Source organism: Mycobacterium sp. IS-1556 (assembly GCF_001499985.1).
GTDB lineage: Bacteria > Actinomycetota > Actinomycetes > Mycobacteriales > Mycobacteriaceae > Mycobacterium.
The window spans coordinates 52481-78617 of the sequence record NZ_LQIM01000042.1 but is presented as its reverse complement, the minus strand read 5'-3'; the positions used below and the strand labels follow the sequence as shown (position 1 = coordinate 78617).

Annotated in this window: 27 protein-coding genes, 1 pseudogene and 1 riboswitch; of the genes and pseudogenes, 10 read left to right on the top strand and 18 right to left on the bottom strand. The window is 67.3% G+C overall.

Translation table 11 applies throughout. The annotated features are described in order from the left end of the window. Positions 1 to 21: 21 nt before the first annotated feature. From hsaC to hsaA, 3 genes are read right to left on the bottom strand one after another with little or no spacing between them, the layout of a single operon-like run. Complete coding sequence (hsaC, locus tag AU187_RS24200) at positions 22 to 924, bottom strand: iron-dependent extradiol dioxygenase HsaC (protein ID WP_059101637.1); 903 nt, start codon at positions 922 to 924, stop codon at positions 22 to 24. After that, on the bottom strand, positions 921 to 1826 hold the full coding sequence (hsaD, locus tag AU187_RS24195) for a 4,5:9,10-diseco-3-hydroxy-5,9,17-trioxoandrosta-1(10),2-diene-4-oate hydrolase (protein WP_059101638.1): 906 nt from the start codon (positions 1824 to 1826) through the stop codon (positions 921 to 923). The genes hsaC and hsaD overlap by 4 nt, the downstream gene beginning before the upstream one ends. Positions 1827 to 1839: 13 nt before the next feature. After that, positions 1840 to 3024 carry a 3-hydroxy-9,10-secoandrosta-1,3,5(10)-triene-9,17-dione monooxygenase oxygenase subunit gene (gene hsaA / locus AU187_RS24190; protein ID WP_059101639.1) on the bottom strand — a complete coding sequence of 395 codons (1185 nt, stop codon included), beginning with the start codon at positions 3022 to 3024 and terminating at the stop codon, positions 1840 to 1842. Between the two features lie 204 nt (positions 3025 to 3228). Between hsaA and AU187_RS24185 the strand changes: the two genes are divergently transcribed. Both AU187_RS24185 and AU187_RS24180 read left to right on the top strand, forming a co-directional pair. Beyond that, positions 3229 to 4287: a ferredoxin--NADP reductase gene (locus AU187_RS24185; protein ID WP_059101838.1), complete on the top strand. Its 1059-nt coding sequence runs from the start codon at positions 3229 to 3231 to the stop codon at positions 4285 to 4287. A gap of 72 nt (positions 4288 to 4359) precedes the next feature. Beyond that, entirely contained in the window at positions 4360 to 4899 is a 540-nt protein-coding gene (locus AU187_RS24180) for a hypothetical protein (protein WP_059101640.1), read from the top strand. Positions 4900 to 4926: 27 nt separating this feature from the next. Here the strand turns inward: AU187_RS24180 and AU187_RS24175 are convergent, their stop codons facing one another. Further along, the gene (locus AU187_RS24175; protein WP_059101641.1) at positions 4927 to 7044 is read right to left on the bottom strand and encodes an acyl-CoA dehydrogenase family protein; all 2118 of its coding nucleotides are present in this window, start codon (positions 7042 to 7044) and stop codon (positions 4927 to 4929) included. Between the two features lie 274 nt (positions 7045 to 7318). On the opposite strand from AU187_RS24175, the gene kstR reads away from it, so the two are divergent. Genes kstR through AU187_RS24160 form a run of 3 tightly spaced genes read left to right on the top strand, consistent with a single transcriptional unit; the run spans position 7319 to position 9619 of the window. Further along, positions 7319 to 7924, top strand: a complete 606-nt coding sequence (gene kstR / locus AU187_RS24170) for a cholesterol catabolism transcriptional regulator KstR (RefSeq protein WP_172799375.1) — start codon at positions 7319 to 7321, stop codon at positions 7922 to 7924. 2 nt (positions 7925 to 7926) lie between these two features. Continuing rightward, positions 7927 to 8679, top strand: a complete 753-nt coding sequence (gene otsB / locus AU187_RS24165; RefSeq protein ID WP_059101643.1) for a trehalose-phosphatase — start codon at positions 7927 to 7929, stop codon at positions 8677 to 8679. A gap of 1 nt (position 8680) precedes the next feature. Further along, positions 8681 to 9619 (top strand): phosphotransferase, encoded by a 939-nt coding sequence (locus AU187_RS24160; RefSeq protein ID WP_059101644.1) that lies wholly within the window; start codon positions 8681 to 8683, stop codon positions 9617 to 9619. Here AU187_RS24160 and AU187_RS24155 read toward each other — a convergent pair. The 5 genes and pseudogenes from AU187_RS24155 to AU187_RS24135 form a co-directional block, all read right to left on the bottom strand. Continuing rightward, positions 9616 to 10716: an Rv3575c family transcriptional regulator gene (locus AU187_RS24155; protein WP_059101645.1), complete on the bottom strand. Its 1101-nt coding sequence runs from the start codon at positions 10714 to 10716 to the stop codon at positions 9616 to 9618. The genes AU187_RS24160 and AU187_RS24155 overlap by 4 nt on opposite strands. A gap of 32 nt (positions 10717 to 10748) precedes the next feature. Next, entirely contained in the window at positions 10749 to 11615 is an 867-nt protein-coding gene (locus tag AU187_RS24150; RefSeq protein ID WP_059101646.1) for a metal ABC transporter permease, read from the bottom strand. Continuing rightward, positions 11615 to 12391 (bottom strand): metal ABC transporter ATP-binding protein, encoded by a 777-nt coding sequence (locus tag AU187_RS24145; protein WP_059101647.1) that lies wholly within the window; start codon positions 12389 to 12391, stop codon positions 11615 to 11617. Before AU187_RS24145 ends, AU187_RS24150 begins: the two co-directional genes overlap by 1 nt. Continuing rightward, positions 12378 to 13379 carry a metal ABC transporter solute-binding protein, Zn/Mn family gene (locus AU187_RS24140; protein WP_059101648.1) on the bottom strand — a complete coding sequence of 334 codons (1002 nt, stop codon included), beginning with the start codon at positions 13377 to 13379 and terminating at the stop codon, positions 12378 to 12380. The genes AU187_RS24145 and AU187_RS24140 overlap by 14 nt, the downstream gene beginning before the upstream one ends. 10 nt (positions 13380 to 13389) lie before the next feature. Further along, a pseudogene (locus AU187_RS24135) lies at positions 13390 to 14157 on the bottom strand (class I SAM-dependent methyltransferase); the annotation flags it as partial. Between the two features lie 208 nt (positions 14158 to 14365). Between AU187_RS24135 and AU187_RS25740 the strand changes: the two are divergent. The 3 genes from AU187_RS25740 (at position 14366) to AU187_RS24120 (ending at position 17137) form a co-directional block, all read left to right on the top strand. Continuing rightward, positions 14366 to 15076, top strand: coding sequence for a hypothetical protein (locus tag AU187_RS25740; protein ID WP_059157015.1), 711 nt, complete (start codon positions 14366 to 14368; stop codon positions 15074 to 15076). Positions 15077 to 15681: 605 nt separating this feature from the next. Further along, positions 15682 to 16353, top strand: a complete 672-nt coding sequence (gene bluB, locus AU187_RS24125) for a 5,6-dimethylbenzimidazole synthase (RefSeq protein WP_059101650.1) — start codon at positions 15682 to 15684, stop codon at positions 16351 to 16353. 28 nt (positions 16354 to 16381) lie between these two features. Beyond that, a complete protein-coding gene (locus tag AU187_RS24120) occupies positions 16382 to 17137 on the top strand; it encodes a LamB/YcsF family protein (RefSeq protein WP_059101651.1) in 756 nt (251 codons plus the stop codon). On the opposite strand, the gene AU187_RS24115 is transcribed toward AU187_RS24120, so the two are convergent. The 7 genes from AU187_RS24115 to rpmB all read right to left on the bottom strand — a co-directional run bounded on the left by AU187_RS24115 (position 17130) and on the right by rpmB (position 21523). Continuing rightward, positions 17130 to 17789 (bottom strand): (2Fe-2S)-binding protein, encoded by a 660-nt coding sequence (locus AU187_RS24115; RefSeq protein WP_059101652.1) that lies wholly within the window; start codon positions 17787 to 17789, stop codon positions 17130 to 17132. The two genes, AU187_RS24120 and AU187_RS24115, sit on opposite strands and share 8 nt — an antisense overlap. Then, entirely contained in the window at positions 17786 to 18568 is a 783-nt protein-coding gene (locus AU187_RS24110) for an ABC transporter ATP-binding protein (RefSeq protein ID WP_059101653.1), read from the bottom strand. The genes AU187_RS24115 and AU187_RS24110 overlap by 4 nt, the downstream gene beginning before the upstream one ends. Further along, complete coding sequence (locus AU187_RS24105; RefSeq protein WP_059101654.1) at positions 18565 to 19635, bottom strand: FecCD family ABC transporter permease; 1071 nt, start codon at positions 19633 to 19635, stop codon at positions 18565 to 18567. The genes AU187_RS24110 and AU187_RS24105 overlap by 4 nt, the downstream gene beginning before the upstream one ends. Next, on the bottom strand, positions 19632 to 20612 hold the full coding sequence (locus tag AU187_RS24100; protein ID WP_059101655.1) for an ABC transporter substrate-binding protein: 981 nt from the start codon (positions 20610 to 20612) through the stop codon (positions 19632 to 19634). Before AU187_RS24100 ends, AU187_RS24105 begins: the two co-directional genes overlap by 4 nt. A gap of 89 nt (positions 20613 to 20701) precedes the next feature. After that, positions 20702 to 20825, bottom strand: a riboswitch (cobalamin riboswitch). 19 nt (positions 20826 to 20844) lie between these two features. After that, positions 20845 to 21123: a WhiB family transcriptional regulator gene (locus AU187_RS24095; protein WP_059101656.1), complete on the bottom strand. Its 279-nt coding sequence runs from the start codon at positions 21121 to 21123 to the stop codon at positions 20845 to 20847. Beyond that, positions 21123 to 21287: a 50S ribosomal protein L33 gene (rpmG, locus tag AU187_RS24090; protein ID WP_059101657.1), complete on the bottom strand. Its 165-nt coding sequence runs from the start codon at positions 21285 to 21287 to the stop codon at positions 21123 to 21125. Before rpmG ends, AU187_RS24095 begins: the two co-directional genes overlap by 1 nt. After that, a complete protein-coding gene (gene rpmB, locus AU187_RS24085) occupies positions 21287 to 21523 on the bottom strand; it encodes a 50S ribosomal protein L28 (protein WP_059101658.1) in 237 nt (78 codons plus the stop codon). Before rpmB ends, rpmG begins: the two co-directional genes overlap by 1 nt. 62 nt (positions 21524 to 21585) lie before the next feature. Between rpmB and mrf the strand changes: the two genes are divergently transcribed. Together mrf and AU187_RS24075 are read left to right on the top strand one after the other, a co-directional pair. After that, complete coding sequence (gene mrf / locus AU187_RS24080; RefSeq protein WP_059101659.1) at positions 21586 to 22773, top strand: ribosome hibernation factor-recruiting GTPase MRF; 1188 nt, start codon at positions 21586 to 21588, stop codon at positions 22771 to 22773. A 10-nt stretch (positions 22774 to 22783) separates the two neighbouring features. Continuing rightward, on the top strand, positions 22784 to 23704 hold the full coding sequence (locus tag AU187_RS24075; RefSeq protein WP_059101660.1) for an MBL fold metallo-hydrolase: 921 nt from the start codon (positions 22784 to 22786) through the stop codon (positions 23702 to 23704). Between the two features lie 72 nt (positions 23705 to 23776). Here AU187_RS24075 and rlmB read toward each other — a convergent pair whose 3' ends face one another. Both rlmB and cysS read right to left on the bottom strand, forming a co-directional pair. Beyond that, positions 23777 to 24724, bottom strand: coding sequence for a 23S rRNA (guanosine(2251)-2'-O)-methyltransferase RlmB (rlmB, locus tag AU187_RS24070; protein WP_059101661.1), 948 nt, complete (start codon positions 24722 to 24724; stop codon positions 23777 to 23779). Continuing rightward, positions 24725 to 26125 (bottom strand): cysteine--tRNA ligase, encoded by a 1401-nt coding sequence (gene cysS, locus AU187_RS24065; RefSeq protein ID WP_059167445.1) that lies wholly within the window; start codon positions 26123 to 26125, stop codon positions 24725 to 24727. Positions 26126 to 26137 lie beyond the last annotated feature (12 nt).

Here is a 26137-nt window from a genome sequence, read left to right as displayed (position 1 = left end):
TCGCGCGAGCGCTCATCACCGTCACTTGAAACCAACGCTGAAGTCGTGGCCCCAGAGACTCACCGCGGTGCTCTCCCGCGCGACCCAGTCCTCGCTGTCATCGACCTGCAGTCCCTCGCAACCGAATTCGACGTCGAAACCGCCCGGCGTCTTCATGTAGAACGAGAGCATCTTGTCGTTGACGTGGCGGCCCAGGGTCGCCGACATGGGCACCTTGCGGCGCAGCGCGCGGTCCAGGCAGAGCCCGACGTCGTCGGCCTCGCCGACCTCGACCATCAGATGCACGATGCCGCTCGGCGTCTCACCCGGCATGAACGCCAAGCTGTGGTGCCGCGGGTTGACCCCGAAGAAGCGCAGCCACGCGGGCGCACCGTCGGCCGGCCTGCCGACGAGCTGCGGAGGCAACCGCATCGAGTCACGCAGATAGAAGCCCAGCACGTCGCGGTAGAAATGCAGTGACTCGGCGTCGTCGCGGGTGGTCAGCACCACGTGCCCCAGACCCTGCTCCTCGGTGACGAACTTGTGGCCGTAGGGGCTGACGACGCGGCGGTGCTCGAGCGCGACACCGTGGAACACCTCGAGCGTGTTGCCCGAAGGGTCGTCGAATCGGATCATCTCGTCGACCCGACGTTCGGCGAGCTCGGCGGCCGAGGCCTCCTTGTAGGGAACGCCTTCGACGTCGAGCCGGTTGCGGATGTCCTGCAGCTGGGCGGCGTTGGCGGTCTCCCAACCGGATTGAAGCAGCCGATCGTGCTCGCCGGGGACGATCACCAAGCGGGCCGGGAACTCGTCCATCCGCAGATAGAGCGCACCCTCTGTCAGCCCGGAGCCCTCGACCATGCCGAGCACCTTGAGGCCGTATTCCCGCCACGCGGCGACATCGGTGGCCTCGATCCGAAGGTAGCCAAGCGATTTGATGGTCATCGCGAGCCTTTCGCAGAAGCGTCGGTCAAGAAATCAACAGTGAGCTTGTTGAACTCGTCGAATTTCTCCAGCTGCGCCCAGTGGCCGCACTGTCCGAAGACGTGCAGCTGCACACGGGGAATCTGTTTGAGCGCGACCAATGCGCCATCGAGAGGGTTGACGCGGTCCTCGCGGCCCCAGATCAGCAGCACCGGCTGACGCAGCTTGTACACCTCGCGCCACATCATGCCCAGCTCGAAATCCGCGCCCGCGAACGACTTACCCATCGCCTTCGCCGCGGCCAGCGAGTCGGGCTGGCTGGCGATCGCGAAACGCTCGTCGATCAACTCGGGCGTGATCAGGCTCTGGTCGAAGACCATGATGCGCAGGAACTTCTCCAGGTTCTCGCGCGTCGGCTCGCCGGTGAACCTGCCCAGCAGTTTGACGCCCTCGGTGGGATCCGGGGAGAACAGGTTGACCGACAGCCCGCCGGGACCCATCAGCACCAGTCGGCCGGCCCGCTTCGGGTTGTCCAGCGCGAACCGCACCGCGGTCCCGCCGCCCAGCGAATTGCCCACCAGCGCAGCACGTTCGATGCCGAGATGGTCGAACAGGTTCAGCAACGCGGTGGCGCTGTAGCGGTTGTACTGCTCGTGCTCGGTGTGCTTGTCGGAGTGTCCGTAGCCGGGCTGATCGACGGCGATGACGTGGAAGTGCCGGGCGAGCACCGCGATGTTCTTGGAGAAGTTCGACCAGCTCGACGCACCGGGCCCGCCGCCGTGCAACAGCACCACGGTCTGCGAGTGGCCGACGCCTGCTTCGTGGTAGTGCAGCCGCATGTCGTCTCGGACCTGCGCGTACCGCGACGTCGATTCGAAGGTGACCTCGACCTGCTGCTCGGTCTCCTGGATGTATGAGGTCATCAGGCCTTCCCGGTTAAACCATCGTGTCCTGCGGCGGCAGCCCGAACTCGTTGTTGCCGAAGATCAGGTAGGCGCGTTCGGGGTCGTTGGCCGCGTGCACCCGCCCCGCGTGCGCGTCGCGCCAGAACCGTTGCACCGGAGCGTCGTTGTTGAGCGCGGTGGCACCGGACGCCTCGAAGAGCCGGTCGATCGAGGCGATCGCGCGGCCGGTCGCCCGGACCTGGTCGCGGCGGGCGCGGGCGCGCAGGTCGAACGGTATCTCCTGACCCGCCGTCAGCAGTGCGTATTCGTCGCCGACGTTGCCGATCAGCTGACGCCAGGCGGCGTCGATGTCGCTGGCGGCCTCGGCGATCCGGATCTTGGCGAACGGATCGTCCTTGGCCTTCTCCCCGGCGAACGCGGCGCGCACCCGCTTGCCCTGGTGCTCGACGTGGGCGTCGTAAGCGCCATAGGCCATGCCGACGATGGGCGCCGAGATGGTGGTGGGATGCACTGTGCCCCAAGGCATCTTGTAGACCGGCGCGGTGTTGGTCTGCAGCCCGCCCGCGGTGCGGTCGTTCATCGCCTTGTAGGACAGGAAGCGGTGCCGCGGCACGAACACATCCTTGACCTTGAGCGTGTTGCTGCCGGTGCCCTTGAGCCCGACCACGTGCCACACGTCGTCGATCTCGTACTCGGTGCGCGGGATCAGAAAGCTGCCGAAGTCGACCGGCTTTCCGTCCTTGATCACCGGCCCGCCGACGAACGTCCACGTGGCGTGATCGCATCCCGAGGACCAGTTCCAGGACCCGTTGACGATGTAGCCGCCGTCGACGACGGTGCCCGCCCCCATCGGCGCATACGACGACGAGATCCGCACGGCCGGGTCGTCGCCCCAGACCTCTTCCTGGGCCTGCTGGTCGAACAGCGCGAGGTGCCAGTTGTGCACACCGATGATCGAACCGACCCAGCCGGTGGACCCACAGGCGCTGGCGAGCCGGCGCACCGCCTCGTAGAACAGCGTCGGATCGCACTGGAAGCCGCCCCACTGCTCGGGCTGCAGCAGCTTGAAGAAGCCGACCTCGGTGAGTTCGTTGATCGTCTCGTCCGGAAGGCGGCGCAGGTCCTCGGTGGCTTGCGCGCGTTTGGCGATCAGCGGCAGAAGATCGTCGATCCCGGCTAGGACCGACTGCGCGTCACGCTGTTCAATGGACGTCACTGATGTGCCTCCCGGATAGGACGGACTGCGATGAGCACTCACGGCAAGCGCGAATCGCTTAGCCGTCAGATTAGAACACGTTACGATTCGTGTCGAGTAGCGCATACCTGTGGCTGCTGGACCTGCACACATGCATTTCTGTAACCTGTTCTAGTTATTGCGCTGAATCGGCGGGATCGCCGGACGTGAAAGGTGGACGCGAAAGTGACCGACGAGCCGCTCGGCAGCCATGTGCTCGAGCTGGAGCTTGCCGACGTCGTCGAGGAGACCGACGACGCGCGCTCGCTGGTGTTCACCGTGCCCGCCGGTGCCGAGATTCCGGCTGAACGGCTGCGGTACGCGCCCGGACAGTTCCTGACGCTGCGCGTGCCCAGCGAGCGCACCGGATCGGTGGCGCGCTGCTACTCGCTGTGCAGCTCGCCGTTCACCGACGACCGGCTGACCGTCACCGTCAAGCGCACCGCCGACGGCTACGCGTCGAACTGGCTGTGCGATCACGCGCACACCGGCATGAAGGTGCACGTGCTCGCGCCATCGGGCACGTTCGTACCCAAGACTTTGGACACCGACTTCCTGCTGTTGGCCGCCGGGTCGGGGATCACGCCGATGATGTCGATCTGCAAGTCGGCGCTCGCCGAGGGCACCGGCAAGGTCGTTCTGGTCTACGCCAACCGCGACGAGAACTCGGTGATCTTCGGCGCGGCGTTGCGTGAACTGAGCGAGAAGTACCCCGAACGGCTCGTCGTCGTGCACTGGTTGGAAACGGTGCAGGGGCTGCCGAGCGCGGCCGCGCTGGCCGCCCTGACCGCTCCGTACACCGGTCACGACGCGTACATCTGCGGGCCGGGCCCGTTCATGGCCGCGGCGGAGGAGGCGGTCAAGGGCGCCGGAATTCCGGCCGATCGCGTGCACATCGAGGTGTTCAAGTCGCTGGACTCCGACCCGTTCGCCGCCGTGGTCATCGAGGAGGACGACAGCGACGAGGGCCCGGCCACGGCGATCGTCACGCTCGACGGCGAGAAGCACGAGGTGCGGTGGCCGCGCAACGCCAAGCTGCTCGACGTGCTGCTGGACAAGGGTCTCGATGCGCCGTTCTCCTGCCGGGAGGGCCACTGCGGCGCCTGCGCGGTACTGAAGAAAAGCGGCGAGGTCGAGATGGACGTCAACGACGTGCTCGAGCAGTCCGACCTCGACGAGGGCCTGATACTCGGCTGCCAGGCGCTGCCCCGCTCGGATTCGGTCGAAGTCACCTACGACGAATAGCGCGCGGGCTAGCATTCGCCGCACGACCGACATGGAAGTCGCCGGCAAGCGGCTCCAGAAAGGCAGAAACCAGTGAAGCGGTGCGCCGGCGTTCTGGCCGTGGTATCGGCGATGTGGTTGGCGGTTGCGCTCGTCGCCCCGACCGCATCCGCGGCGGTCGACACAAAAGTCGCCACGATCCCCGTCAACGCAGCGCAGACACTCGAAATGGCGGCAACGGCCAACTGCATCAAGGCCGAGGCGAAGTGCCTGGTCAACACCCAGGCGAATCTGCGCGCGCCCGAAGGGGTTATCGGATTCCCCGGCGATCTGTGGGCCCGTCAGACCACCACGCTGCGCACCATGGACCGCAGCGTCTACATCAACTTCAGCTTCAAGACGCCGAACACGCGCTCGTTCAAGTCGTTGACCGACGTGGAGTTCACCACGATCTACTTCGGCGGCGGACCGCCGGAGAAGTATCGGTTCGGTGAAGACGTCTGGCCGGTCGACTGGCGCACCGGCCAACCGAGGACCGACGTCCCACTGATCGTGTGCTCACACATCCAGGTGGTCTACGCCGGGGTGAACGTCACCTCGCCCGACGCCTGCGCACAGGCCGCGTTCAGCTAGGAGACTGCTGATCGGCCAACATGACTTCTAGCGGGGTAGCCCCAGCAGCCGCTCGCCGGCGAGGGTGAGCAGGATCTGCTCCGTGCCGCCCGCGATGGTCAGGCAGCGGGTGTTGAGGAAGTCGAACACCGTGGGGTTCTCGACCACGCCGCCACCTTCGGACAACTCCATCCGCAGTTCGGCCAGCGCCTGTCGGTAACGCACCCCGATGAGCTTGCGCGCGCTGGCTTGCGGGCCCGGATCCTGGCCTCCGACAGCGAGTTCGGCGATCTTGTGATCCAGCAGCGAGCCGACCTGGGCCGCCACGATCAACGAGCCGAGTTGATCCTGGCCGGCCACGTCGAAGTCGAGCGTGGCGATCTGCTCGAGCAGTTCCTCCATGGGATTGCCGAGCGCGGTGCCCGCGGCCATCGCGACCCGCTCGTTGGCGAGCGTGGTGCGGGCCAACCGCCACCCGTCGTTCACCTGGCCGACGACCATCTCGTCCGGGACGAACACGTCGTCGAAGAACACCTCGTTGAACAGGTTGTCGCCGGTGATCTCGCGCAGCGGGCGGATGTCGATGCCCGCCGACTTCATGTCGACCAGGAAGTACGTGATGCCTTTGTGTTTGGGCGCATCCGGGTCCGTGCGCGCGAGGCATACCCCCCACGCCGCCTTGTGCGCCGCCGAGGTCCACACCTTCTGTCCGGTCAGCTTCCAACCGCCGTCGGCGCGGACGGCCTTGGTGCGCAACGCCGCCAGATCGGATCCCGCGCCGGGCTCGGAGAACAACTGACACCACTGCAGCTCGCCCCGCAGCGTGGCCGGCACGAACCGCTCGATCTGCTCCTGGGTGCCGTGCTCGAGAATCGTTGGAGCCGCCCACCATCCGATCACAAGGTCCGGCCGCGACACCCCGGCCTTGGCCAACTCCTGATCGATCAGCAGCTGCTCGGCGGGGCCGGCGCCGCGCCCGTACGGCTTGGGCCAGTGCGGTGCCTGCAACCCCGCGTCGGCCAGCGCGGCCTGCTGCTTCTCGACGGGCAACGCGGCGATTTCGGCTACGGCCGAAACGATTTCGGGCCGCCTGTCCGCGACCGACGCCAGGTCGATGTGTAGTTCACGACGCACCCCCTGCTGCGTCAACGCGGCGATCCGACGCAGCCAACGCTGCGCTCCGCCGAGGAAGTGCCCGATGCCGTAGGCGCGGCGCAGATACAGGTGCGCGTCGTGCTCCCAGGTGATCCCGATGCCGCCCAGCACCTGGATGCAGTCCTTGGCGTTGGCCTTGGCCGCGTCGATGCCGACGGCTGCTGCCACCGCCGCAGCGATCGACAACTGCTGCTCGTCGCCGTCGGCCACCGCCCGCGCCGCATCGGCGGCCGCCACGGAGGCCTGCTCGGAGCGCAGCAGCATTTCGGCACACATGTGCTTGATGGCCTGGAAACTGCCGATCGGCTTGCCGAACTGCTCGCGCACCTTCGCGTAGTCCGTCGCGGTCTGCAACGCCCAGCGGGCCAGGCCCGCGGCCTCCGCCGCCATCACCGTCGCCGCGATGTCGATCACCCGTTGCGCCGGTGCGTTGACCGCCTCGGCGGGCGCGGCGTCGAGCACGACGCGCGCCAGCGGCCGCGAGAAGTCGGTCGCCTTCAGCGGTTCGACCGAGACGCCGTCGGCGCCGGCGTCGACCAGGACGAACCCGTCACCGGCGGGCAGCAGCAACACCCCCGCGGCGTCGGCGCCGAGCACGTACTCCGCGGTGCCCGAGGCGCGACCGTCGGTGACCTGCACATCCCCGCTGAGCGCCACCCCGGCGACCCGGTCACCGGCGGCGAGTGCCTGCAACACGTCTGACTGCTGGAGCACCAGCGTGGCCAGCGCCGTCGTGGCGATGGGGCCGGGAACCAACGCGGCGGCCGCCTCGTCGACCATCGCGCAGAGGTCCTCGACCGTGCCGTCGGCGCCACCGTGCTCCTCGGGCAACGCGACACCGAAGATGCCGAGTTGGGCCATCCCCGCATAGGGTTGCCGCCAGGCGTCCGACTGGCCCTGCTCGACGTCGCGTGCAGCCGAGATGGCGCCGGAGGCTGCTGCCCAGTCACGGACCAGCTCCCGTACGGCCGACTGCTCGTCGGCGATGGTCCCCGGGGATGCGAGCGACACCGTCCACTCCTAGCGATTGGGTGAGAAGGCGGTGCTCCTCACTAGAACGTGTTCTAATAGTGCCAGCGATCGAACGTCAAGTCGACCGTCATTACAGCAGGACACGTCGGTGCCAATGCGGGTGTCGAGGTGAGAAAATGAGGATCGGCATGCGTATCGTTTCGAAACGAGAACGCACGACGAAGGAGTTGCCCGCCGCATGTCCGGCCCCTCGCAGTCAGCGCCCGCCAGCTCGGGTTCGGCGTCGGATTCCCGACCGCGCCAGGTGATGAACGTGGCGGTGCTGTCCGAGTCCGAGCTCGGCTCCGAAGCACAGCGTGAGCGTCGCAAGCGCATCCTGGACGCCACGCTGGCCATCGCGTCCAAAGGCGGCTACGAAGCCGTTCAGATGCGTGCCGTGGCCGAACGCGCCGATGTCGCGGTCGGCACCCTCTATCGGTATTTCCCGTCGAAGGTCCATCTGCTGGTTTCGGCGCTGGGGCGCGAGTTCGAGCGGATCGACGCCAAGACCGACCGCGCGGCGCTGACCGGCGGCACGCCCTATCAGCGGCTCAACATCATGGTGGGCAAGCTCAACCGGGCGATGCAGCGCAATCCGCTGCTGACCGAGGCGATGACGCGCGCATTCGTGTTCGCCGATGCCTCGGCGGCCGGTGAGGTCGACCACGTCGGCAAGTTGATGGACTCGATGTTCGCCCGCGCCATGAGCGACGGTGAGCCGACCGAGGACCAGTACCACATCGCCCGCGTGATCTCCGACGTCTGGCTGTCGAATCTGCTCGCCTGGCTGACCCGGCGGGCCTCGGCGACCGACGTCAGCAAGCGGCTGGATCTCGCTGTGCGGCTGCTGATCGGCGACGGGGAGCACCCTAAGATCTAGGCGTGCTCCCGGCGGATCTGCAGCGTGCGCTCACGGCGGCCGCAGCGACACCGCGGCTGCTCGTCAGCTCTGATTTCGACGGCACCCTCGCACCGATCGTCAGCCACCCGGCGGACGCCCGACCGCTCGCCGACGCCGCCGATGCCCTGGCGTCCCTGGCCGATATTCCGCAGACGGCAAGCGCGTTGATCTCCGGGCGCGCGCTCGAAGTGCTGCGCGAGCTGTCCGCGCTGCCGCCGGCGGTGCATCTCGTCGGCAGCCACGGCGCCGAGTTCGCGTCCGGGTTCACACACGACATCGACCGCGGGCTGCTGGACCGGATCACCGCCGAACTCGACGCCATCGCGGCGGACCGACCGGGAGTGACCGTCGAGACCAAGCCCGCCAGCGTTGCGTTGCACGTCCGCAACGCCTCCGCGGACGACGGCGAGGCGGCGCTAGCGGCGGCCCGTGCGGCGTCGACGGCATGGGATGCGCAACTGACCGAGGGCAAGGCGGTGCTGGAGTTCGCGGTGATCCAGACCGACAAGGGGCAGGCGGTCGACATCTTGCGATCGCAGGAAAAGGCCACCACTGTGGTGTTTTTCGGCGATGACGTGACCGACGAGAAGGCGTTCCGGCGACTGGGCGGTGACGATGTCGGCGTGAAGGTGGGGCCGGGTGAGACGTTGGCGACCTATCGGGTGGACTCGCCCGAAGACGTTGCCGCTGCGCTGAAGTTCCTTCTCGACGCGCGTCGTTCGCAGTCGGGTTGACGTGCTGACCGACGCCGAGATCGCCGCCCGGACCGCACGGGCGGTTGCCGCAGCCGCCGCGGCCGGTGTCGACCTCGGCCTGCGTGTGGACGAACCCCGGGTGCTCTACGAGGCGTTCTCGGTGATCGTCCATTTGTCGCCCGCTCCGGTCGTGGTCCGGGTGCCCACGGTGCTGCCGCCGTCGTACACCAAGGACCCGCACGTGCAGACCAGGCAACAGCGCGCGGAACTGGCGGTGACCGGATGGCTCGCCGACCGTGGTCATCCCGTCGTGCCGCCCAGCCCGCTGGTGCCGCGCGAACCCGTTCGGCGCAACGGCTTTTCGATGACGTCCTGGCACTTCGTCGAGCAGATTCCAGACGCAGAGCCGGACATGGGCCGGCGGATGGAGCAGACCGCGCGATTGCACGCCGCGCTTCGCGACTACGACGGAGAACTGGAATTCTGGGCGCCGTTCAACTCCTACATCCCCGAAGGGCTTGCGCAGGTGCGACTCCTGCCCGAGCTGGTTTCTGCGGCTGATCTCGAACGCGCCCAACGGGAATGGGCCGTCATCGCCCCGGTACTGACGTCACGAGCGGCCTTCGAGGCGGCGTTTCCCGGTGTCGACGTGCAGACCATCCACGGTGATGCGCCGTACCACAACATGATCACCACTTCCGCCGGCGAACTGTGGTCGGACTTCGAACTCGTGACGTTGGGCGCGATCGAATCCGATCTGGCGTTGACCGGCCCGGAGGCCGTTGCCGCGTATGACGCGGCCGCCGCCGCGCTGGGGTTGCGCCGCACCGACGACCGCGTGTTGCGAATCACCGAGGCGGCCGGCCGGCTCGCGATGATCGCGGCGCTGGCGATGGCACCGGCCCTGCCGATGCTTGTCGAGGGCATCGCGCCGATGATCGACCAATGGCGCGCCACCGCGCCGCTGACCGAAATCTAGGCGGGCGGACCCGCGGTGCGGCCGCGGATGACCTCGGTGTCGAGCACCTCGACCACGGGTAGCCCGCTCCGAGGCGGGTGGTGCAGCAAACGCCCTGCGCGACGGCCCTTTTCGAGGCTCGGCTGCGCGACGGTCGCGAGGCCGCGCCGCAGCGCCTCGGGGACTCCGTCGAAGCCGGTGACAGTCATCTGGCCCGGCACATATATTCCCCGGGCCCGCAGATGGTCCATCGCCGAGAGCGCCAGCACATCGGCGGTGCACATCAGCGCGGTCAGCCGCGGGTTGGCGTTGAGCGCGACCTCCGCCGCCGCACCGCCCGAAGTCCGAAGGTGCTCATAGCTTTCCACCACGGTCAGCGATTCCGGGTCGAGTCTGGCCGCGGCCATCGCATCCCGCACACCTGCGATTCGCTCCCGCTGTACGTGGAAGTGCGGTGTCTGCAATCGGTCCGGGTCGGCAACCGTCGGACCTGGCCCGCTGCGCGGCCGGTCGCGGCCCAGCCGCATGGTCAACAGGCCGATCTCCCGATGTCCAAGCTGCAGAACGTGTTCGGCGAGCTGGCGCATCCCGGCACGGTCATCGATGCACACATGCGTGGCGCCCGGTACGTCCTTGGGTTGGTCGACGACCACCATCGGAAGATGGCGCTGCTGGACCACGGCGAGATACGGGTCGTCGTCGGACGCGGAGTACACCACGAAACCGTCCACCCCGGCGGCCAGCACCGCAGCCGTGCCGTCGCCGACACTGCGGTTGGGGCCGATCGCCACGAGCAGCAGTCCCTGCCCGGCCGCTTCACAGGACTCGGCCAGGCCGGCGACGAAGTCGAGCGCGGCCGGGTCGCTGAACGAGTAGTTGAGTGGTTCGGTGATCATCAGCCCGACCGCACCAGCCTTGCGGGTGCGCAAGGACCGCGCCACCGGATCCGGACCGGGGTAGCCCAATCGCTTCGCCGTGGCGAGTACCCGCTCACGAAGATCCGCCGACAGTTGATCAGGCCGGTTGTAGGCGTTGGAGATCGTGGTGCGCGAAACCTTCAGTTCCGCCGCCAGAGATGCCAGGGTGGCCCGCCGTCTGGGCGTGGGACTCCTGGGCATGCTCTCGGAGAGTAGCCGAAGCAGCTTCCCGCTCAGGTGACCAGCACGCGATCGGCAGTTTGTCGAAGGCCACGCTGCGCGGCCCACACCACTGCCCAGACGCTGCACGCAACCGTGACGATCACAAAGCTGGGTGGCGCGTTGAACATCGCCGACAGTCCCAGCCCGGCCCACACCGAGGCGAGACTGAACCCGGTGGACAGCGCGATCGCCCTGCCCGGCCGTGGTGTCAGCATGATCGCCGCGGCAGCGGGAGTGACCACGAGCGCGAACAGCAGTAGCGTGCCGACCGCCTGCACCGCCATCGTCACCGCCAGACCGAGAAGCGCCATGAACGCCACCGACAAGGCGCGCACCGGCACTCCTTTCGCGTCGGCCACCTGGGCGTTTACCGAGGTGAACAGCAGCGGCCGGTAGATCATCGCGACGCACAGCGCCAGCACCACCAACAGCGCCGCGAACATCACGATCTGTTGGTCGGAAATCGCCAGCAGGTTGCCGAACAGGACGTTGGTCATGGTGCTCGAACTCCTGGTCGCCAGCGAGTTGAAGAACAGCCCGAGGCCCGTCGCCATGGCCAACACGGTGCCGGTCGCCACCTCGCGGTCGGCGGCCCGTCGTCCCAGCGCACCGATGACCAGGGCACCGCCGATACAGAAGACGCCCAGTCCCACCGCGACGGGGACGCCGACCAGGACCGCGCCCGTCGCGCCGGGCAGCCCGATGTGGGCGAGTGCGTGGGCGGCGAACGCGGTGTTGCGCACGACGACGAAGTAACCGATGAGCCCGGCGGCCAGTGCGACGATCGTGCCGCCGATCAGCGCATTGCGCATGAACGCCGACGTGATGATGTGCCACCAGTTCTCCTGATAGCCCAGTGCGACGATGGTCGTGTTCATCACGTCTTCCGCGTGTACAGCTCGCCCTGCGGGGTGTGTACCACCTGAACCCGGGTGCCGTAGAGGTGGCTCAGCAGGGTCTCGTCGACGACACCGTCGAGAGTGTCGAAGTGGGCATGCCCGTCGAGCAGGTAGATGGCACTGGTGAGCACGCCCAGCAGCGGGTTGAGATCGTGCGCGACGACCAGGATGGTGACGCCGAACTTCGTGTTGACCCGCGAGAGGACGGCGACGATCTCGCGTTGGCTGCGCAGGTCCAGCGAGGCCAGCGGCTCGTCGAGGATGAGCATCCGGGGTTTCGAGACGAGCGCCTCGGCCAACGCGACCCGCTGGCGTTGCCCGCCCGACAGTTGGGACAGCCGCTTGTGCGCAACCGCCGTGGCGTCGACGGCGGCGAGCACTTCGTCGACACGATGGTTGTCGTCGCGGCTCGGGCGGCCGAATCCCCACCGGTGCCCCGTCAGGCCGAGCATCACGGCGTCGCGAGCCCGGATCGCCTCACCGGAGGCCGACGCGTAGTTCTGGGGGACGTAGCCGATGGCGTTGTTCAGCACGCCGGCCGGTTCGCCGAAGACACGGACATGTCCCGACGCCGGCGGAAGCAGGCCGAGCACGATCTGCAGCAGCGTGGTCTTGCCCGCCCCGTTGGATCCGATGACGGCGACGATGCCGCCCGCAGGCACCTCGAACGTCGCTTCCGACCAGATCAGTCGCCCGCCGCGCGCGGCGCTGACGTCGTCGAAGGCCAACGCCACCCCGGTATCAGGTTCTGACACCGAGCGCCTCGCCGAGTTCGGTCAACTGGTTCACCTGCCAGCTCTGGAACGAGTCGGTATCCGGCGGCACGGTCTCGGTGATGTCGACCACCGGGACGCCGGCCTGTTCTGCGGCGGCTCGAAGCTGTTGCGGGACAGCGCCTTCCGTTTGCACGTTGTAGATCAGCACGTCGACGCCGCGATCGGCCAGCAGTTGCAGGAAGGCATCGAGATCCGCGGGCGACGGTTCGGAGTCGTTGGCCGAGGCGACCTGATAACCCCGTGGGGTGCGGTTGACCAAGCCGAGCGCCGCGCCCATGTCGTCGAACACGGTCTCGGTTGCCGCATAGGACTTGCCGGAGGCACCGGCCCTGATTGAGTCGATGAGCTCATCGTACGGCTTGAGGGCCTCGCGGAACGCGGTGCGACGCTCGTCGAAGTAGCCCGCGGCGCCGGCCGACAGCTCGCGCAGCCGCGCGCTGACCGCGTCGGCGACCGCAGTCACCGTCGCCGGGTTGTACCAGGCGTGCGGGTTCACGTCGTGGTCATGGTCGTGGCTCTCGCCCTCGTGCTCGTGGGCCGCGCCGCCGACGGCCAGCGCGTCGACGACCGGCGCTTCCGGCGCCGCGCTGGCGGCGAGCTTGGCCGCCCACTCGTCGTAGTGGCCGCCGTTGAGAACCACGAGTTGGGCACCCTCGAACTTCGCCGCATCGGAGGGTGCGGGTTCGTAATCGTGCGGGTCGACCGCCGAACTGGCGAGCACCGTGGTGACGCGAGCGCAGTCGCCGCCGAGTTCGGAGACTATGTCGCCCCATTGGTCGACGCTGACCACGACGTCGACTGGCGTGCCCGGGCAGGCGCCGGTGGTGTCCGCCGCGTTAGGGCGGGAGTCGCCAGCTCCGCCGCATGCCGCCAACCCGAACGGGGCAGTCAGCACGAGGCTCGCAAGAAGTGCGCGAACAGCGACAGTCTTGGCGGTGATCATGGCGACAATGATAACCATTTTCATAGTGCGTCGCCTACATGGGTTCGGCGGCGATCACGTAATCGTTGCCGTGCCTCAAACCGTCTTCGCGTTCGTCGAGTTCCAGCGCCCGGGCGCGGAGTTCTTCGACGTAGTCGCGCATAGTCGAGGCGAGGTCCTTCGACGGAAAACGTTCGAGCCGCGTGAGACACATGTTGAGCTGACTGTGGATGTAGCGGGCGCGATATCGGATAGGAAACCGCCGCGCTTCGAGCATGCGAAAGCCGGCCGTGCCGAGCCGCCGCTGCATCCAGTCCAGCGGAAACTCCCGGTATGGTCGCTCGCCGGCAAGCAATAGACAGGCATCCCGCACACGACCGATTTCCCAGATGACTCTGCCGCTTTCGGTGGTGGGTTCGAATTGGACGTAGGGTTCCAAGCCGATGATGTAGACGCGGCCACCATCGGCAACTAGCGGCCGCAGCCGTGCGAACACTCGGTCCTGCCAGTAGGGCGCGAAACCCTCGATTGCGCCGACGAGGTAGTCGACCAGCACGGTGTCGAAGGTTTCTCCGGTGAGCAGACTGTCATCGATCCAATTGCCCACGAGCAACCGATCCTGCGGACGTACCGACGATCCCAAGGTGTCACGGGTCTTGTCTGCCATGCCGCGGGCGGCAGTGACGGCCGTCCAGCGCTCGGTGGGCAATGTCAGGATCCACTCGAGTGAGTTCACTCCGGTCCCAGCGTCGAGAAAACTGCCCCAAGCCCGATCGCCGTGCAACTCTTCGATATAGCGAAACAGCGATGAGATAGCCGGTTTTCCGTCCATGCGGTCACCGCCGCCGTCTGCGTAGGAAATTCCAGCTGTCCGCAACGGCGCGCGGGGTGCCGAGGAGCCAGCGGCCGGCCAGGGCCAAAGCGGCAACGAGCGCCGCAAGCCCCGTCCACATGATGGGTGATGTCCAGGCGGCGGGCTCAACCGAAGGCTGCGCACCGGCATCGGCGTCCGCCGCTTCGGGGTTGCCCTGATGGCCGACGTGATCGTGATCGTGGCCCTCGTGGTCGTGGTCGTGGCCTTCGTGATCGTGGACGTGGTCCTGGCCGAGCTCGTGATTGTGGTCGTGGTCCTGGCCGAGCTCGTGATTGTGGTCGTGGTCCTGGCCGGGCTCGTGAGTGTGGTCGTGAATCAGCCCATGGGCGTCGTCGCCGGAATGGCTGTGGCCGTGGTCATCTGCCTCGTGAGCGTGATCGTGTTCTTCGTCGATGTGGCTATGCGCGTGCCCTGCGCTGTGAGTGTGTTCGTGCTCTTGTCCGGCACCGCCGTGGCTGTGGCCGTGACCGTCTCTGTCGCCGCCGCCGTGGCTGTGGCCGTGACCGTCGTCGCCGCCGCCACCGCCGTGGCTGTGGTCGTGGCCGTCATCGACGCCACCACCATGGCTGTGATCGTGACCGTCATCGACGCCATCGTGATCATGATCGTGGCCGTCGTCGTCGCCACCACCATGGTCGTGGCCGTCGTCGTCGCCACCGCCATGGTCGTGGTCGTGACCGTCGTCGCCGCCACCGTGATCATGTTCGTGATCGTGATCATGACCGAGCGGCGGGTCGTTGCTCTCGGTTCTGCGCGGTGCACCGTTTCGGTCGGCGGCAACATCGGTCCCCGCGTCACCGTCCCTCCCGGAGCCGACAGTCACCTTGGGTTTGGTGCTGTCGCCGCGAACATGGGCAGTGGCGCCTGAGGATTGGCCATCATCACGACCGGAGCCGACAGTCACTTTGGGCTTCTCGTGGTCGCCGCGCGCAGGGGCGGCTGGCGTCGAATCACTGCTTCGACCGGAGCCGATGCTCACCTTCGGGTCGTTCGACCCACGGTCGTCGGAACCCGAGACGCCGGAGTGGTCGCTGACATCCGACGGGCTCAAGGGACGCTCATGACCGACCAGGTCTACCGCCGGCTGCTCAGCGGATTCTGCTCGCAAAGAGCAAACCGCGATGGATGGATCGGTGGTACGTGCACGCGAGACGCTGTCTGTGTAGGCAGCAATCAACACCGCCACCGACGGAACCACCCATACCCACCGCATGTTTGCCTGCACGTGTCGACCTCGAACTTTCTTGGTTCCCCAATAGATAGGCGGTCACGTTAACGATAATGAACATCGTTTTCAATAGCTGGCTGCGTTTCCAACTTGTCTCGGCCGCAGGAGGCCGCGAGAAGTCCGATTCCTGGGCGCTGCTCAGCCGGACCGGATGCTGATCACCGGCCAAGCGGCGGCAACGCTCTGAGTCGAAACATCTTGCGTCCCTTATCTGGTGTAGCGGTGACTCCGCCTAGGCTGACCGCGTGACAGAGCATGCCTTCACCCCCGCCGAGCGGCGGGCCGTCTACCGGGCGATCACCGAGCGACGCGATATGCGCCGCTTCGTCACGGGTGCAACGGTGCCCGAGGACATGCTTGCCAGGCTCCTAGAGGCCGCTCACACCGCGCCGAGCGTCGGACTCATGCAGCCGTGGCGGTTCGTCCGGATCACGGACACCGACTTGCGGCGCGAGATTCACCGCTTGGTCGACCAGGAGCGGTTGCGCACGGCGGAGGCGCTGGGGAACCGCGGCGACGAGTTCCTGGCACTCAAGGTGGAGGGGATTCTCGAATGCGCCGAGTTGTTTGTGGTGGCGCTCGCCGAAGGTAGGGCGTCACACGTGTTCGGCCGTCGCACGCTTCCCCAAATGGATCTCGCGTCGGTGTCGTGTGCGTTGCAGAACATGTGGCTTGCCGCCCGAGCCGAAGGCCTTGGCATGGGCTGGGTCTCGATTTTCGAACCACGCGATCTCGGCGCGCTGCTGAATATGCCCGATGACGCCGAACCCGTCGCCGTCATCTGCCTTGGGCCAGTACCGGAGTTCCCTGAGCGCCCCACCCTCGAGATCGAGAGGTGGACGCTTGCACGGCCCCTCGCCGAATTCGTTTCGGAGAACTCCTGGCACGATTCGCGTCGCCGTACAGAACTCACCTGATCCACGGCGTACGCCTAAGCTCTGTTGAATGAGGATCGACCTCAATGCCGACCTCGGCGAGGGCTTCGGAGTGTGGCACCTCGGCGATGACGAGGCCATGCTCGACACCGTCACCAGTGCCAACGTGGCGTGCGGCTTCCATGCCGGTGATCCCGCCCTGCTGCTGCGGACGTGCCGCGCCGCGGCCGAACGCGGCGTGCGCATCGGCGCGCAGGTGAGCTATCGGGATCTCGCCGGGTTCGGCCGTCGCTTCATCGACGTGCCGCCCGACGAGTTGACGGCCGAGGTGATCTACCAGATCGGAGCGCTGCGAGCGCTTGCCGAAGTCGCCGGGTCGACCGTCAGCTACGTCAAACCCCATGGGGCGCTGTACAACGCGATCGTCTCCAACCGGGACCAGGCGCACGCGGTCGCCGCGGCGGTGCATGCCGTCGACGCGACCCTGCCGGTTCTCGGGCTCGCGGGTTCGGCGTTCTTCCGCGAAGCCGAACAACTCGGGCTGCAGACAGTGCCCGAGGCCTTCGCCGACCGGTCCTATCGCCCGGACGGTCAACTGGTGTCGCGGCGCGAGCGTAACGCGGTCCTGCATGACACTGCGGAGATCGCCGACCGGGTCGCCTCGATGGTGAGCGCGGGCAGGGTCGCCGCGGTCGACGGGTCGACGATTCCGATCGCGGTCAAATCGATTTGTGTGCACGGTGATTCGCCGGGTGCCGTGCAGATCGCGACGGCAGTGCGGGAACGGCTGCTGGCCGAGGGCGTCGAGATCGGCCCCTTCAACTGAGTCGTCGTAGCGCACAGTCCGAACATTTCGACCCGTCACCGATGCGGTAGTAAAGGCAGCAGCTGCGGCGGCGAAAAGCCAAGTTGTGTTTGACCGTTCCGGATCCCGCGAGGCGTCCCGTCTCCAACAACGACCGAGCCAGGCGGGTGGCGTCGCCGCGGAGCTGCGGCCGGAGGGAATACAACGCGCGGGTCGCGGCGACCAACGCGGACGCGATGTTGCCGTAGAGCAGCGGGGGCGCGACCTTGACACGCAGTCCGTCGGCGAGCCGCTCCAAGTGCCCTTCGACGACGATGCGGTAGAGCGCGTTCGCCAACTGCGCGTCAGCCCGCGAGCCTTCGGGCACAGAAATTCTCAGCGCCGCGCTGTCATTGGCGCGCTGTAAGCCGATGAGGTCCGGCACCACGCCGTGCGCGACGGCGCACGCGAGGACGGGCGACCACAACCTCGACGCGTGACTCATCTGGACAAGCGACGCGCTGACACGACGGTCGGTCGTGCGGTACCTCCGGCACGTCGCATCGATCAGGTCCGCGTAGCCGTCGGCATAACACTCTTCGACTGGACGCCAGCCTCGATCATCGCCCCCAACGGCGATCGCGAAGAATCCGCCGTATCGTGCGACCTCGGAGAGTTCCGTGCTGATCCTCACCGGGCCTGCACCTTCGGAGTCACGTTGACCCGCAACAGGTTGGTGTCCTCATCGATGTCGACCCGGGTATCGACGCCGTAGACATCCGCCAGCATTTCGACCGTCAGGACCTCGGCCGGGGTACCGGTCGCAACGACACTGCCATGATCCAGGGCGCAGATCCGGTCGCAGTATGCCGCAGCGAGATTCAGGTCGTGCAGCGCGGCAATGACGGTGGCGCCCGTCGTCCGGAGCAGGTGCAGCGCATCATGCTGGTGACGCAGATCGAGATGGTTGGTCGGCTCGTCCAGCACGATCGTGTCGGTGCGTTGTGCGAGCGCCCGCGCGATCAACACACGTTGCTTCTGTCCGCCCGAGAGTCGGTCGAACGGCTCGTGGGCCAACGCCGATACGTCGACGGCGTCAAGCGCCTCAGCGATGATCCGACGGTCGTCGAAGTTGTCGCCTTCGAACGCGCGCTTGTACGGCGTCCGCCCCATGGCGACGACGTCGAACACGGTGAGCTCGAAATCGCCAGCCGTGTCCTGAAGTACCGCCGCCAACCGTCGTGCCGCTCGCTTGGCAGGCATCCGCCAGACGTCTTCGCCGTCGATCAACACGCGGCCCGACCTCGGTCGCTGGGCACGGTACAGCGTGCGCAGCAGCGTGGTCTTGCCTGCACCGTTCGGCCCGACGACGCCCACCATCTCGCCGGCGCCGACATGCAGGGAAACGTTGCTGATCAACGCTTTACGTCCGACCGTCACAGTGACGTCATCGATGTGAATCCGGCCGGTCATGCCGGTGCCTTGCGTCGCATCAACCAGAGGAAGTACGGGCCACCGACGAGCGCGGTGAGAATTCCGACCGGCAACTCCTCCGGCGCGGCGACCGTGCGCGCGGTGATGTCGCACACGATGAGAAACGAGGCGCCGAGCAGCGCGGCCGCGGGCAACGCGCGACGGTGGTCGGCGCCGACAAGCATGCGCACGATGTGCGGCATGATCAAACCGACGAAGCCGATCGCACCGCTGACAGCGACCATCGCGCCCACCATCAACGCGACCACGACGAACATCGCTGCGCGGAACCGGTGTACGTCCAAACCCAGCGCTGTCGCGGCCTCTTCACCGCCGTACAACAGGTTCAGCGACCGGGTCACCGCCAACAGCGCCGTCACACCGATTGCCACAACAATCGCCGGTATCCACACCATCGCCCAGGTCGCCCCACCCAGACCGCCGAGCATCCAACGCACCGCGGACTGGGCCTTGTGCGGGTCATCGGACGTGACGATCAGCAAACTCGAAGCGGCCGAGAGCACCTCGGCTACCGCGACCCCGGCGAGTATCAACCGCATCGTCGTCATCCGACCGCCCGTCCGGGCCAGGAAGTAGACGGCGACCAGCGCGGCCAGCGCTCCCGCGAACGCGGCCAGCGGCAGCGCCAACAGGCCGACTCCGACGCCGGCCACCAGCACCGAGACCGCACCCACCGACGCGCCCGACGAGACACCCAGCAGCATCGGGTCGGCCAGTGGATTGCGCACCACCGCCTGCAACGCCATCCCGCATGTCGCCAAGCCGGCGCCAACCACCGCCGCCAGCACGACCCTGGGCAACCGCGCATCGAGCACGATCGAGGCACGTGTCGGCGGCCATGTCGCGTCCAAGAACACCGGATTGAGTTCGTGCAGCAGGATTTGCCACACCTGCCCCGGAGGAATCGCCACCGACCCGATGGTGACCCCTGCGGTCATGCACACCAACAGCAACACCACGAGCAGCGTGAGCGCGACACTGTATGGAAGCCGTCCGCGAACCGGCGGTGCCGCCGAGGCCGGTCGGTCCAGGATGGCCGCCGTCATCCGATTCGGCCCGGGTGTAGCTGTTCGGCAAGTGATTTCACCGCGCGCCCGACACGGACACCGGCGGTGATCGACGACAGCGGCAGCACCGCGAAGCGCTGGTCACGAATCGCCGGCACTCGCTGTAGCACCGGGTTCTCCAGCAGAAACCTCTTCTTCTGCTCGACCGACTGGTCGCCATAGTCGTAGATCAGGATGACGTCAGGCGCCCGCTCGGCGAACTGTTCGAACGACACGTCGGCCCACACCTTCGGCACGTCGGCGAACAGGTTCCGCCCGCCCGCCGACTCGATAATCTGGTTGCCGATACCTTTCCCGCCGGAAGTGAACACCGTCGTCTCGCCGCTGTCATAGACCGCGACATCAATCGGCGCGACACCGTGGATTTGATCACGACTGTCCTGCAGGGTGCGGCGTTGACGTTCGATCTCCTGTTCGGCTCGCTCTCTGACACCGAATATCTCTCCCAGCGTTCGGATCTCATCGTCCACCGCGGACGCCGTCATCGGCCCGGAGGTGCAGTTCTCGGTGTTGAGATGGGTGTCGATGCCCACCTCGATCAGTCGCTCTCGTCCGCGCCCTTCCTTGTCGTCGAATGCGCTTGCCCACCCTCCGTAGACGAAGTCGGGCTCGGCGGCAAGCAGCGTCTCGAACGACGGGTACTCGTCGGCGATCACCGGAATCGAGTCATAGGCATCCTTGTACTCCGGCAGGATCTGGTCGTCCAGGAACGCGGTCCCGACCATGGATTCCTTCAGCCCCAGCGCCAACATCGTCTCGATCGCGTGCTGATTCAGGGCGACAGCCCGCCGCGGCGGACGCTCATATGTCGTGGTGATGCCGCAGTTGGTCACGGTGACGGGAAATCCCGCCAAGGCTTCACCGGCCGCGTTGTCCGATGGTGGTGCCGGTGTACCGCATCCCGCGGCAAGTAGTGCCGAGATCGCCGCCGTGGCAAGGTATCGACGCGCCGCCATTCTCCGTACCTCCCGTCATGGGCGGACGCGACGGGAAGCGCGCTCGGTATGCCGAGGCCGTCCTCGCCGGGGAAATCCGCCCCAGTTGTGGTGAGGAGGCGACCGCGAGGAGTATCTGGCTCCCGGCGCGTCGGAAAGACCGCGCCGATCACAGTGGCGGGACCGCGCCGGATTCACACCGGCTTCCTCGGGGTCACGGTCGCCTGTCGGCATCGATCCTGCCACACAGTGGTCAGCCGGCGCTCTTCCGATCAACCTGGCGAGATACGGCGAGCCGCTGCCGCTCCCGCGGCGTCGTCGCGCCCCAGATGCCCCAGGTCTCCACATTGGTCAGGGCGTACCGCAGGCAGTCGCGTTGCACGGGACACCCGCGACAGACTTTCTTGGCTCGTTCCTCGCGAATTACCCGGCGTTGACCGCGCTCGGCATCTGACGCGAAGAAGATCTCGGTCGGCAATCCCCGGCACCGCGCACGCAACTGCCAGAGTCGGTTGGCGGCTCCCGTGGCCATCAGCGCTCCTCGCGAAAGTCGACGTGGCGCCGGACCACCGGGTCGTACTTGCGCAACACCAAGCGATCGGGGTCGTTGCGCCGATTCTTGCGCGTGACATACGTATAGCCGGTACCGGCCGTCGACCGCAGTTTGACGATGGGCCGGATATCGTTGCGCGCCATCAGATTCTCTGCCCTTGCTTGCGTAACCGGACGACCACGGCCTCGATGCCGTCGCGGTCGATGACCTTGATTCCCTTGGCACTGACTCGCAGTGTGATTCGGCGGCCCTCGGACCGGAGGTAGTACCGCTTGGTCTGGATGTTCGGGTTCCAGCGACGCGGGTTCCGCCGGTGCGAATGCGATACGGAATTGCCGAAGCCGGGTGCTCGGCCGGTGACCTGACAGTGCGCGGACATGTTCCTCCTCGGCTGGGTACGCTAACGTTAATGACAATCATTTTCAACTCAGGGGAGGTCGAGTGCGCACTCCAGTGGTGCTGATCTGCGGTCAAGGCGATGCCGACGGTGTCGCCGAGGTGTTGGCCGGCGCGTCCGGCGCGGTGGTGGTCCGTCACACCTACGACGGTCAGGTGGTGGTGCGCAGCGTGACCACCGGCGGGCAAACGTCAGAGTGGCCGCTGGAGTTGGTCCGCGGTTGTGTCGCATGCACGGTGCGCAACGACCTCCTCGTCCTCCTGCGCCGGCTCCATCGGCGTGCGGACGTGAATCGCATTGCGGTGCACCTGATGCCGTGGCTGGAACCGGAGCCGGTCTGCTGGGCGATCGAGAATGTCCGTGTGCGGGTTGGCCCCGGCTACGTCGACGGGCCGGCGGCGCGCGATGTGTGCATCCACGCCGTGGTGACGTGTGTCGATGCCCGCGGCTGGCTGGAGCAGGCTGTCGGTGAGGACTACCTCGACGACGGCCGGACAGTGGCACAGGTGGTGGTGGCGCAGGCCGAGTTCGCCGACGCGTTGGTACTCAGCGAACCGCACGCCCAGACGCTGAAGGTGTTGCGGCGGTTGGCCCCTCGAGCGCGCCTGACCGTCGGGGCTGGACGGGTTGAAGTCGCGCTGGCCAATCTCGAGCCCGAGAGCAGGCGCGGGCGCAGCGACAGTCCTCACGGTCCACTGCTCGCGGGCCAACCGTCCCTGGATGCCGACGGCGACGTCGGCTTGTTGCTCTTCTCTGCGCGGCGCCCGTTTCATCCGGAGCGCCTGCACGCCGCGCTCGACGTGCTGCTGGACGGCGTGGTGCGCACCCGGGGCAGGCTGTGGTTGGCCAACCGCTTCGACGACGTCATGTGGCTGGAATCGGCCGGCGGCGGAATGCGGTTCGAATACGCGGGTCGGTGGCTGGCGGCGATGAGTGCCGGGGAACAGGTCTACGCCGACCCGCACCGCGTGGCGCTAGCCGCGGCCGACTGGGACGACCGCCTCGGTGACCGGCACGTGTCGATCACCGTGCTGGTGTGTGGTGCGGAACCGGAGGAGATCGTCGATGCGTTGCGCACCGCGCTGCTGACCGACGAGGAATGGTCGCGCCCCGGCGAATGGCCCAGCTACCCAGACCCGTTCGGGGATTGGCACGAGGATCCCTGCGATACCGGCGCGGAACTGGCGAGTGACATGGGCGCGACGTCCTTCGACGGCGAGGACCGCACCTAGAGTTGGCGCTATGCGCCTCAAGCTGGGCAGGCCGGACCTGACGGACTATGCGAACTACTTCGACGTCCCAATCGCAGCGCCGGACGCCCCGCTGACAGTGACCTGGGCAGGTGTCACGACGCTGCTGATCGACGACGGCGATTCGGCCGTGCTGACCGACGGGTTCTTCTCGCGGCCCGGACTCGGCGAAGTTGCGCTGCGGCGGCTCGCGCCGTCAGAACCGCGCATCGACGGCTGCCTGACCCGCCTACGCATCGACCGGTTGCAAGCCGTCCTACCGGTTCACACTCACTACGACCACGCGATGGACAGCGCGGTGGTCGCCGAACGGACCGGTGCGAGCATCGTGGGCGGAAAGTCGGCTGCCCAGGTGGGCCGCGGCCACGGGCTGCCGGAGGACCGCCTGGTCGTCGTCACCGCCGGGGAGGCCGTCCGGCTCGGCGCCTACGACGTCACGCTCATCGAGGGTGATCACTGTCCACCCGACCGGTTCCCCGGTGTCATCGCCCGACCGGTCATCCCACCGGTCAAGGCGTCGGCATACCGATGTGGCGAGGCGTGGTCCACGCTGGTTCACCACCGTCCGTCGGACCGACGCCTGCTGGTGATCGGCAGCGCGGGGTTCGTCCCCGGCGCGCTGGCAGGGCTGCGCGCCGACGTGGTGTATCTCGGTGTCGGTCAGCTCGGGTTACAACACGAGCGATATCTCGTCGACTACTGGCAGGAGACCGTGCGGACGGTGCACGCGCGCCGCGTGGTGCTCATCCACTGGGACGACTTCTTCCGTCCGCTGCACGAACCGCTGCGCGCACTGCCCTACGCCGCCGACGACCTTGATGTTTCGATGCGGGTGTTGTCGCGGTTGGCCGACGAGGACGGCGTCGCGCTGCACCTGCCCACGCTCTGGCAGCCCGCCGATCCGTGGATCTGATCCGTTTTCCGCGAGCAGACGCCAAGTGCTCCGAAATGCCCTCGGAATAGGGCACTTTGCGACTGCTCGCGCTCAGACCGGACGGCGTTGACGGGCGATCTCGGCGAGTACCACGCCCGCGGCCACCGACGCGTTCAACGACTCGGTGGGTCCCGCCATCGGGATGGACACCACGGCGTCACAGGTCTCCCGCACCAGCCGCGACAGCCCCTTGCCCTCGGAACCGACCACCACGACGATCGGCCCCGACCCGTCGAGTTCGTCGACGGTGGTGTCCCCGCCGGCGTCCAACCCGACAACCTGTAAGCCGGCGTCGGCCCAACTCTTCAGTGTGCGAGTGAGATTCGTCGCGCGGGCAACCGGCAATCGCGCCGCGGCACCTGCGCTGGTGCGCCACGCCACCGCGGTCACCGACGCCGACCGGCGTTGCGGGATCAATACACCGTGGCCGCCGAATGCTGCCACCGATCGCACGATCGCGCCGAGGTTGCGGGGATCCGAGATGTTGTCCAGAGCCACCAGCAGGGCCGGCGAACCGGCCGTTCTCGCCGACGCGAGCAAGTCGTCGGGGTGCGCGTACGAGTAGGGCGGAACCTGAAGCGCCACACCCTGATGCAAGCCGTTGGTGGCGATCCGGTCGAGATCGTGGCGCGGCACCTCGAGAATCGAGATGCCCGCATCGGCCGCGATCTGCACGGCCTCGGTGAGCCGTTCGTCGGCGTCCGCGCCCAGCGCGACATACAGCGCCGTGGCCGGCACATCGGCCCGCAGGCACTCCAGCACCGGATTGCGGCCCAGCACGATTTCGGTGTCGTCGGTCTTCTTGCCCTGCCGCCGCCCCTGCGACTTTGCCGCCTTGGCCGCGCGCTTTGCGGCCGGATGATTCGGGCGCATATGCGCGGGCGGGGTGGCGCCGCGACCCTCGAGCCCCCGTCGCCGCACACCGCCCGACCCGACCGTCGGCCCCTTCTTGGTGCCCGGCTTGCGGACCGCCCCCCTGCGCCGAGAATTGCCCGCCATCTACTTGGTGTACCCGTCGAGCAGCGTCCACTGCGGGCCGTCGGCGGTGTCGGTGACCTCGATGCCCGCTTCCTTGAGGCGGTCTCGGATCGCGTCGGCCTCGGCCCAGTCCCGCCGGGCCCGGGCGTCCTCGCGGCGCTTCACTTCCGCCTGCACCAGCACGTCGACCGCGGCCAACGCGGCCGACGTCTCGTCCTTGGATTCCCAGCGCTCGTCGAGTGGGTCGGCGCCGAGAATGCCCATCATCGCGCGGATCGACATCGCGTGGCCCAACGCGGTCTCGTGGTCGCCGACGTCGAGGGCGCGATTGCCCTCGGCGCGGGCGGCGTGTACCTCGGCCAGCGCGATCGGCACCGCCAGGTCGTCGTCGAGCGCCGCGGCGAATTTCGGCGTCCATTCGCCGGGCACCACCGCACCCACGCGGTTGCGCACACGGTGCAGAAAGTCCTCGATCCCCGTGTATGCCTTCGCCGCGTCCTGCAGCGCCGTCTCGGAGAACTCGAGCATCGACCGGTAGTGCGCGCTACCCAGGTAGTACCGCAGTTCCGAGGCCCGGACCCGTTGCAGCACAGCGGGAATCGCGAGCACGTTGCCCAGCGACTTGCTCATCTTCTCGCCGCCCATGGTGACCCAGCCGTTGTGCAACCAGTACCGCGCGAACGGGTCGCCGGCGGCTTCGGCCTGGGCTATCTCGTTCTCGTGGTGCGGGAACACCAGATCCATCCCGCCGGCGTGAATGTCGAACTCGGCGCCGAGGTACGCCTCGCACATCGCGACGCATTCGGTGTGCCAGCCCGGCCTGCCGCGGCCCCACGGCGTCGGCCAGGACGGTTCACCGGGTTTGGCGCCCTTCCACAACGTGAAGTCGCGGTCGTCGCGCTTGCCGGTCGCGACGCCCTCACCCTGATGCACGTCATCGATCCGGTGGCCGGACAGCTTCCCGTAGCCCGGCATGCCGAGCACGTCGAAGTACACGTCACCGCCGCTGGCGTATGCGTGCCCGCGTTCGATCAACCGCTCGATCAACTCGACCATCTGGGTGATGTGACCGGTGGCGCGCGGTTCGGCGGACGGTGGCAGCACGCCGAGCGCGTCGTACGCGGCCGAGAACGCGCGCTCATAGGTGGCGGCCCACTCCCACCACGGCCTGCCCGCATCGGCTGCCTTGTTGAGGATCTTGTCGTCGATGTCGGTGACGTTGCGAATGAACGCGACGTCGTAGCCCCTGGCCAGTAGCCAGCGCCGCAGCACGTCGAATGCGACGCCGCTGCGAACGTGTCCGATGTGTGGCAGCCCCTGCACGGTGGCCCCACACAGGTAAACGGAAGCGTGGCCGGGGCGGACCGGGACGAAATCGCGTACAGCACCGGTCATGGTGTCGTACAGCCGCAGTTCGGTCACCCTTCCCGACCG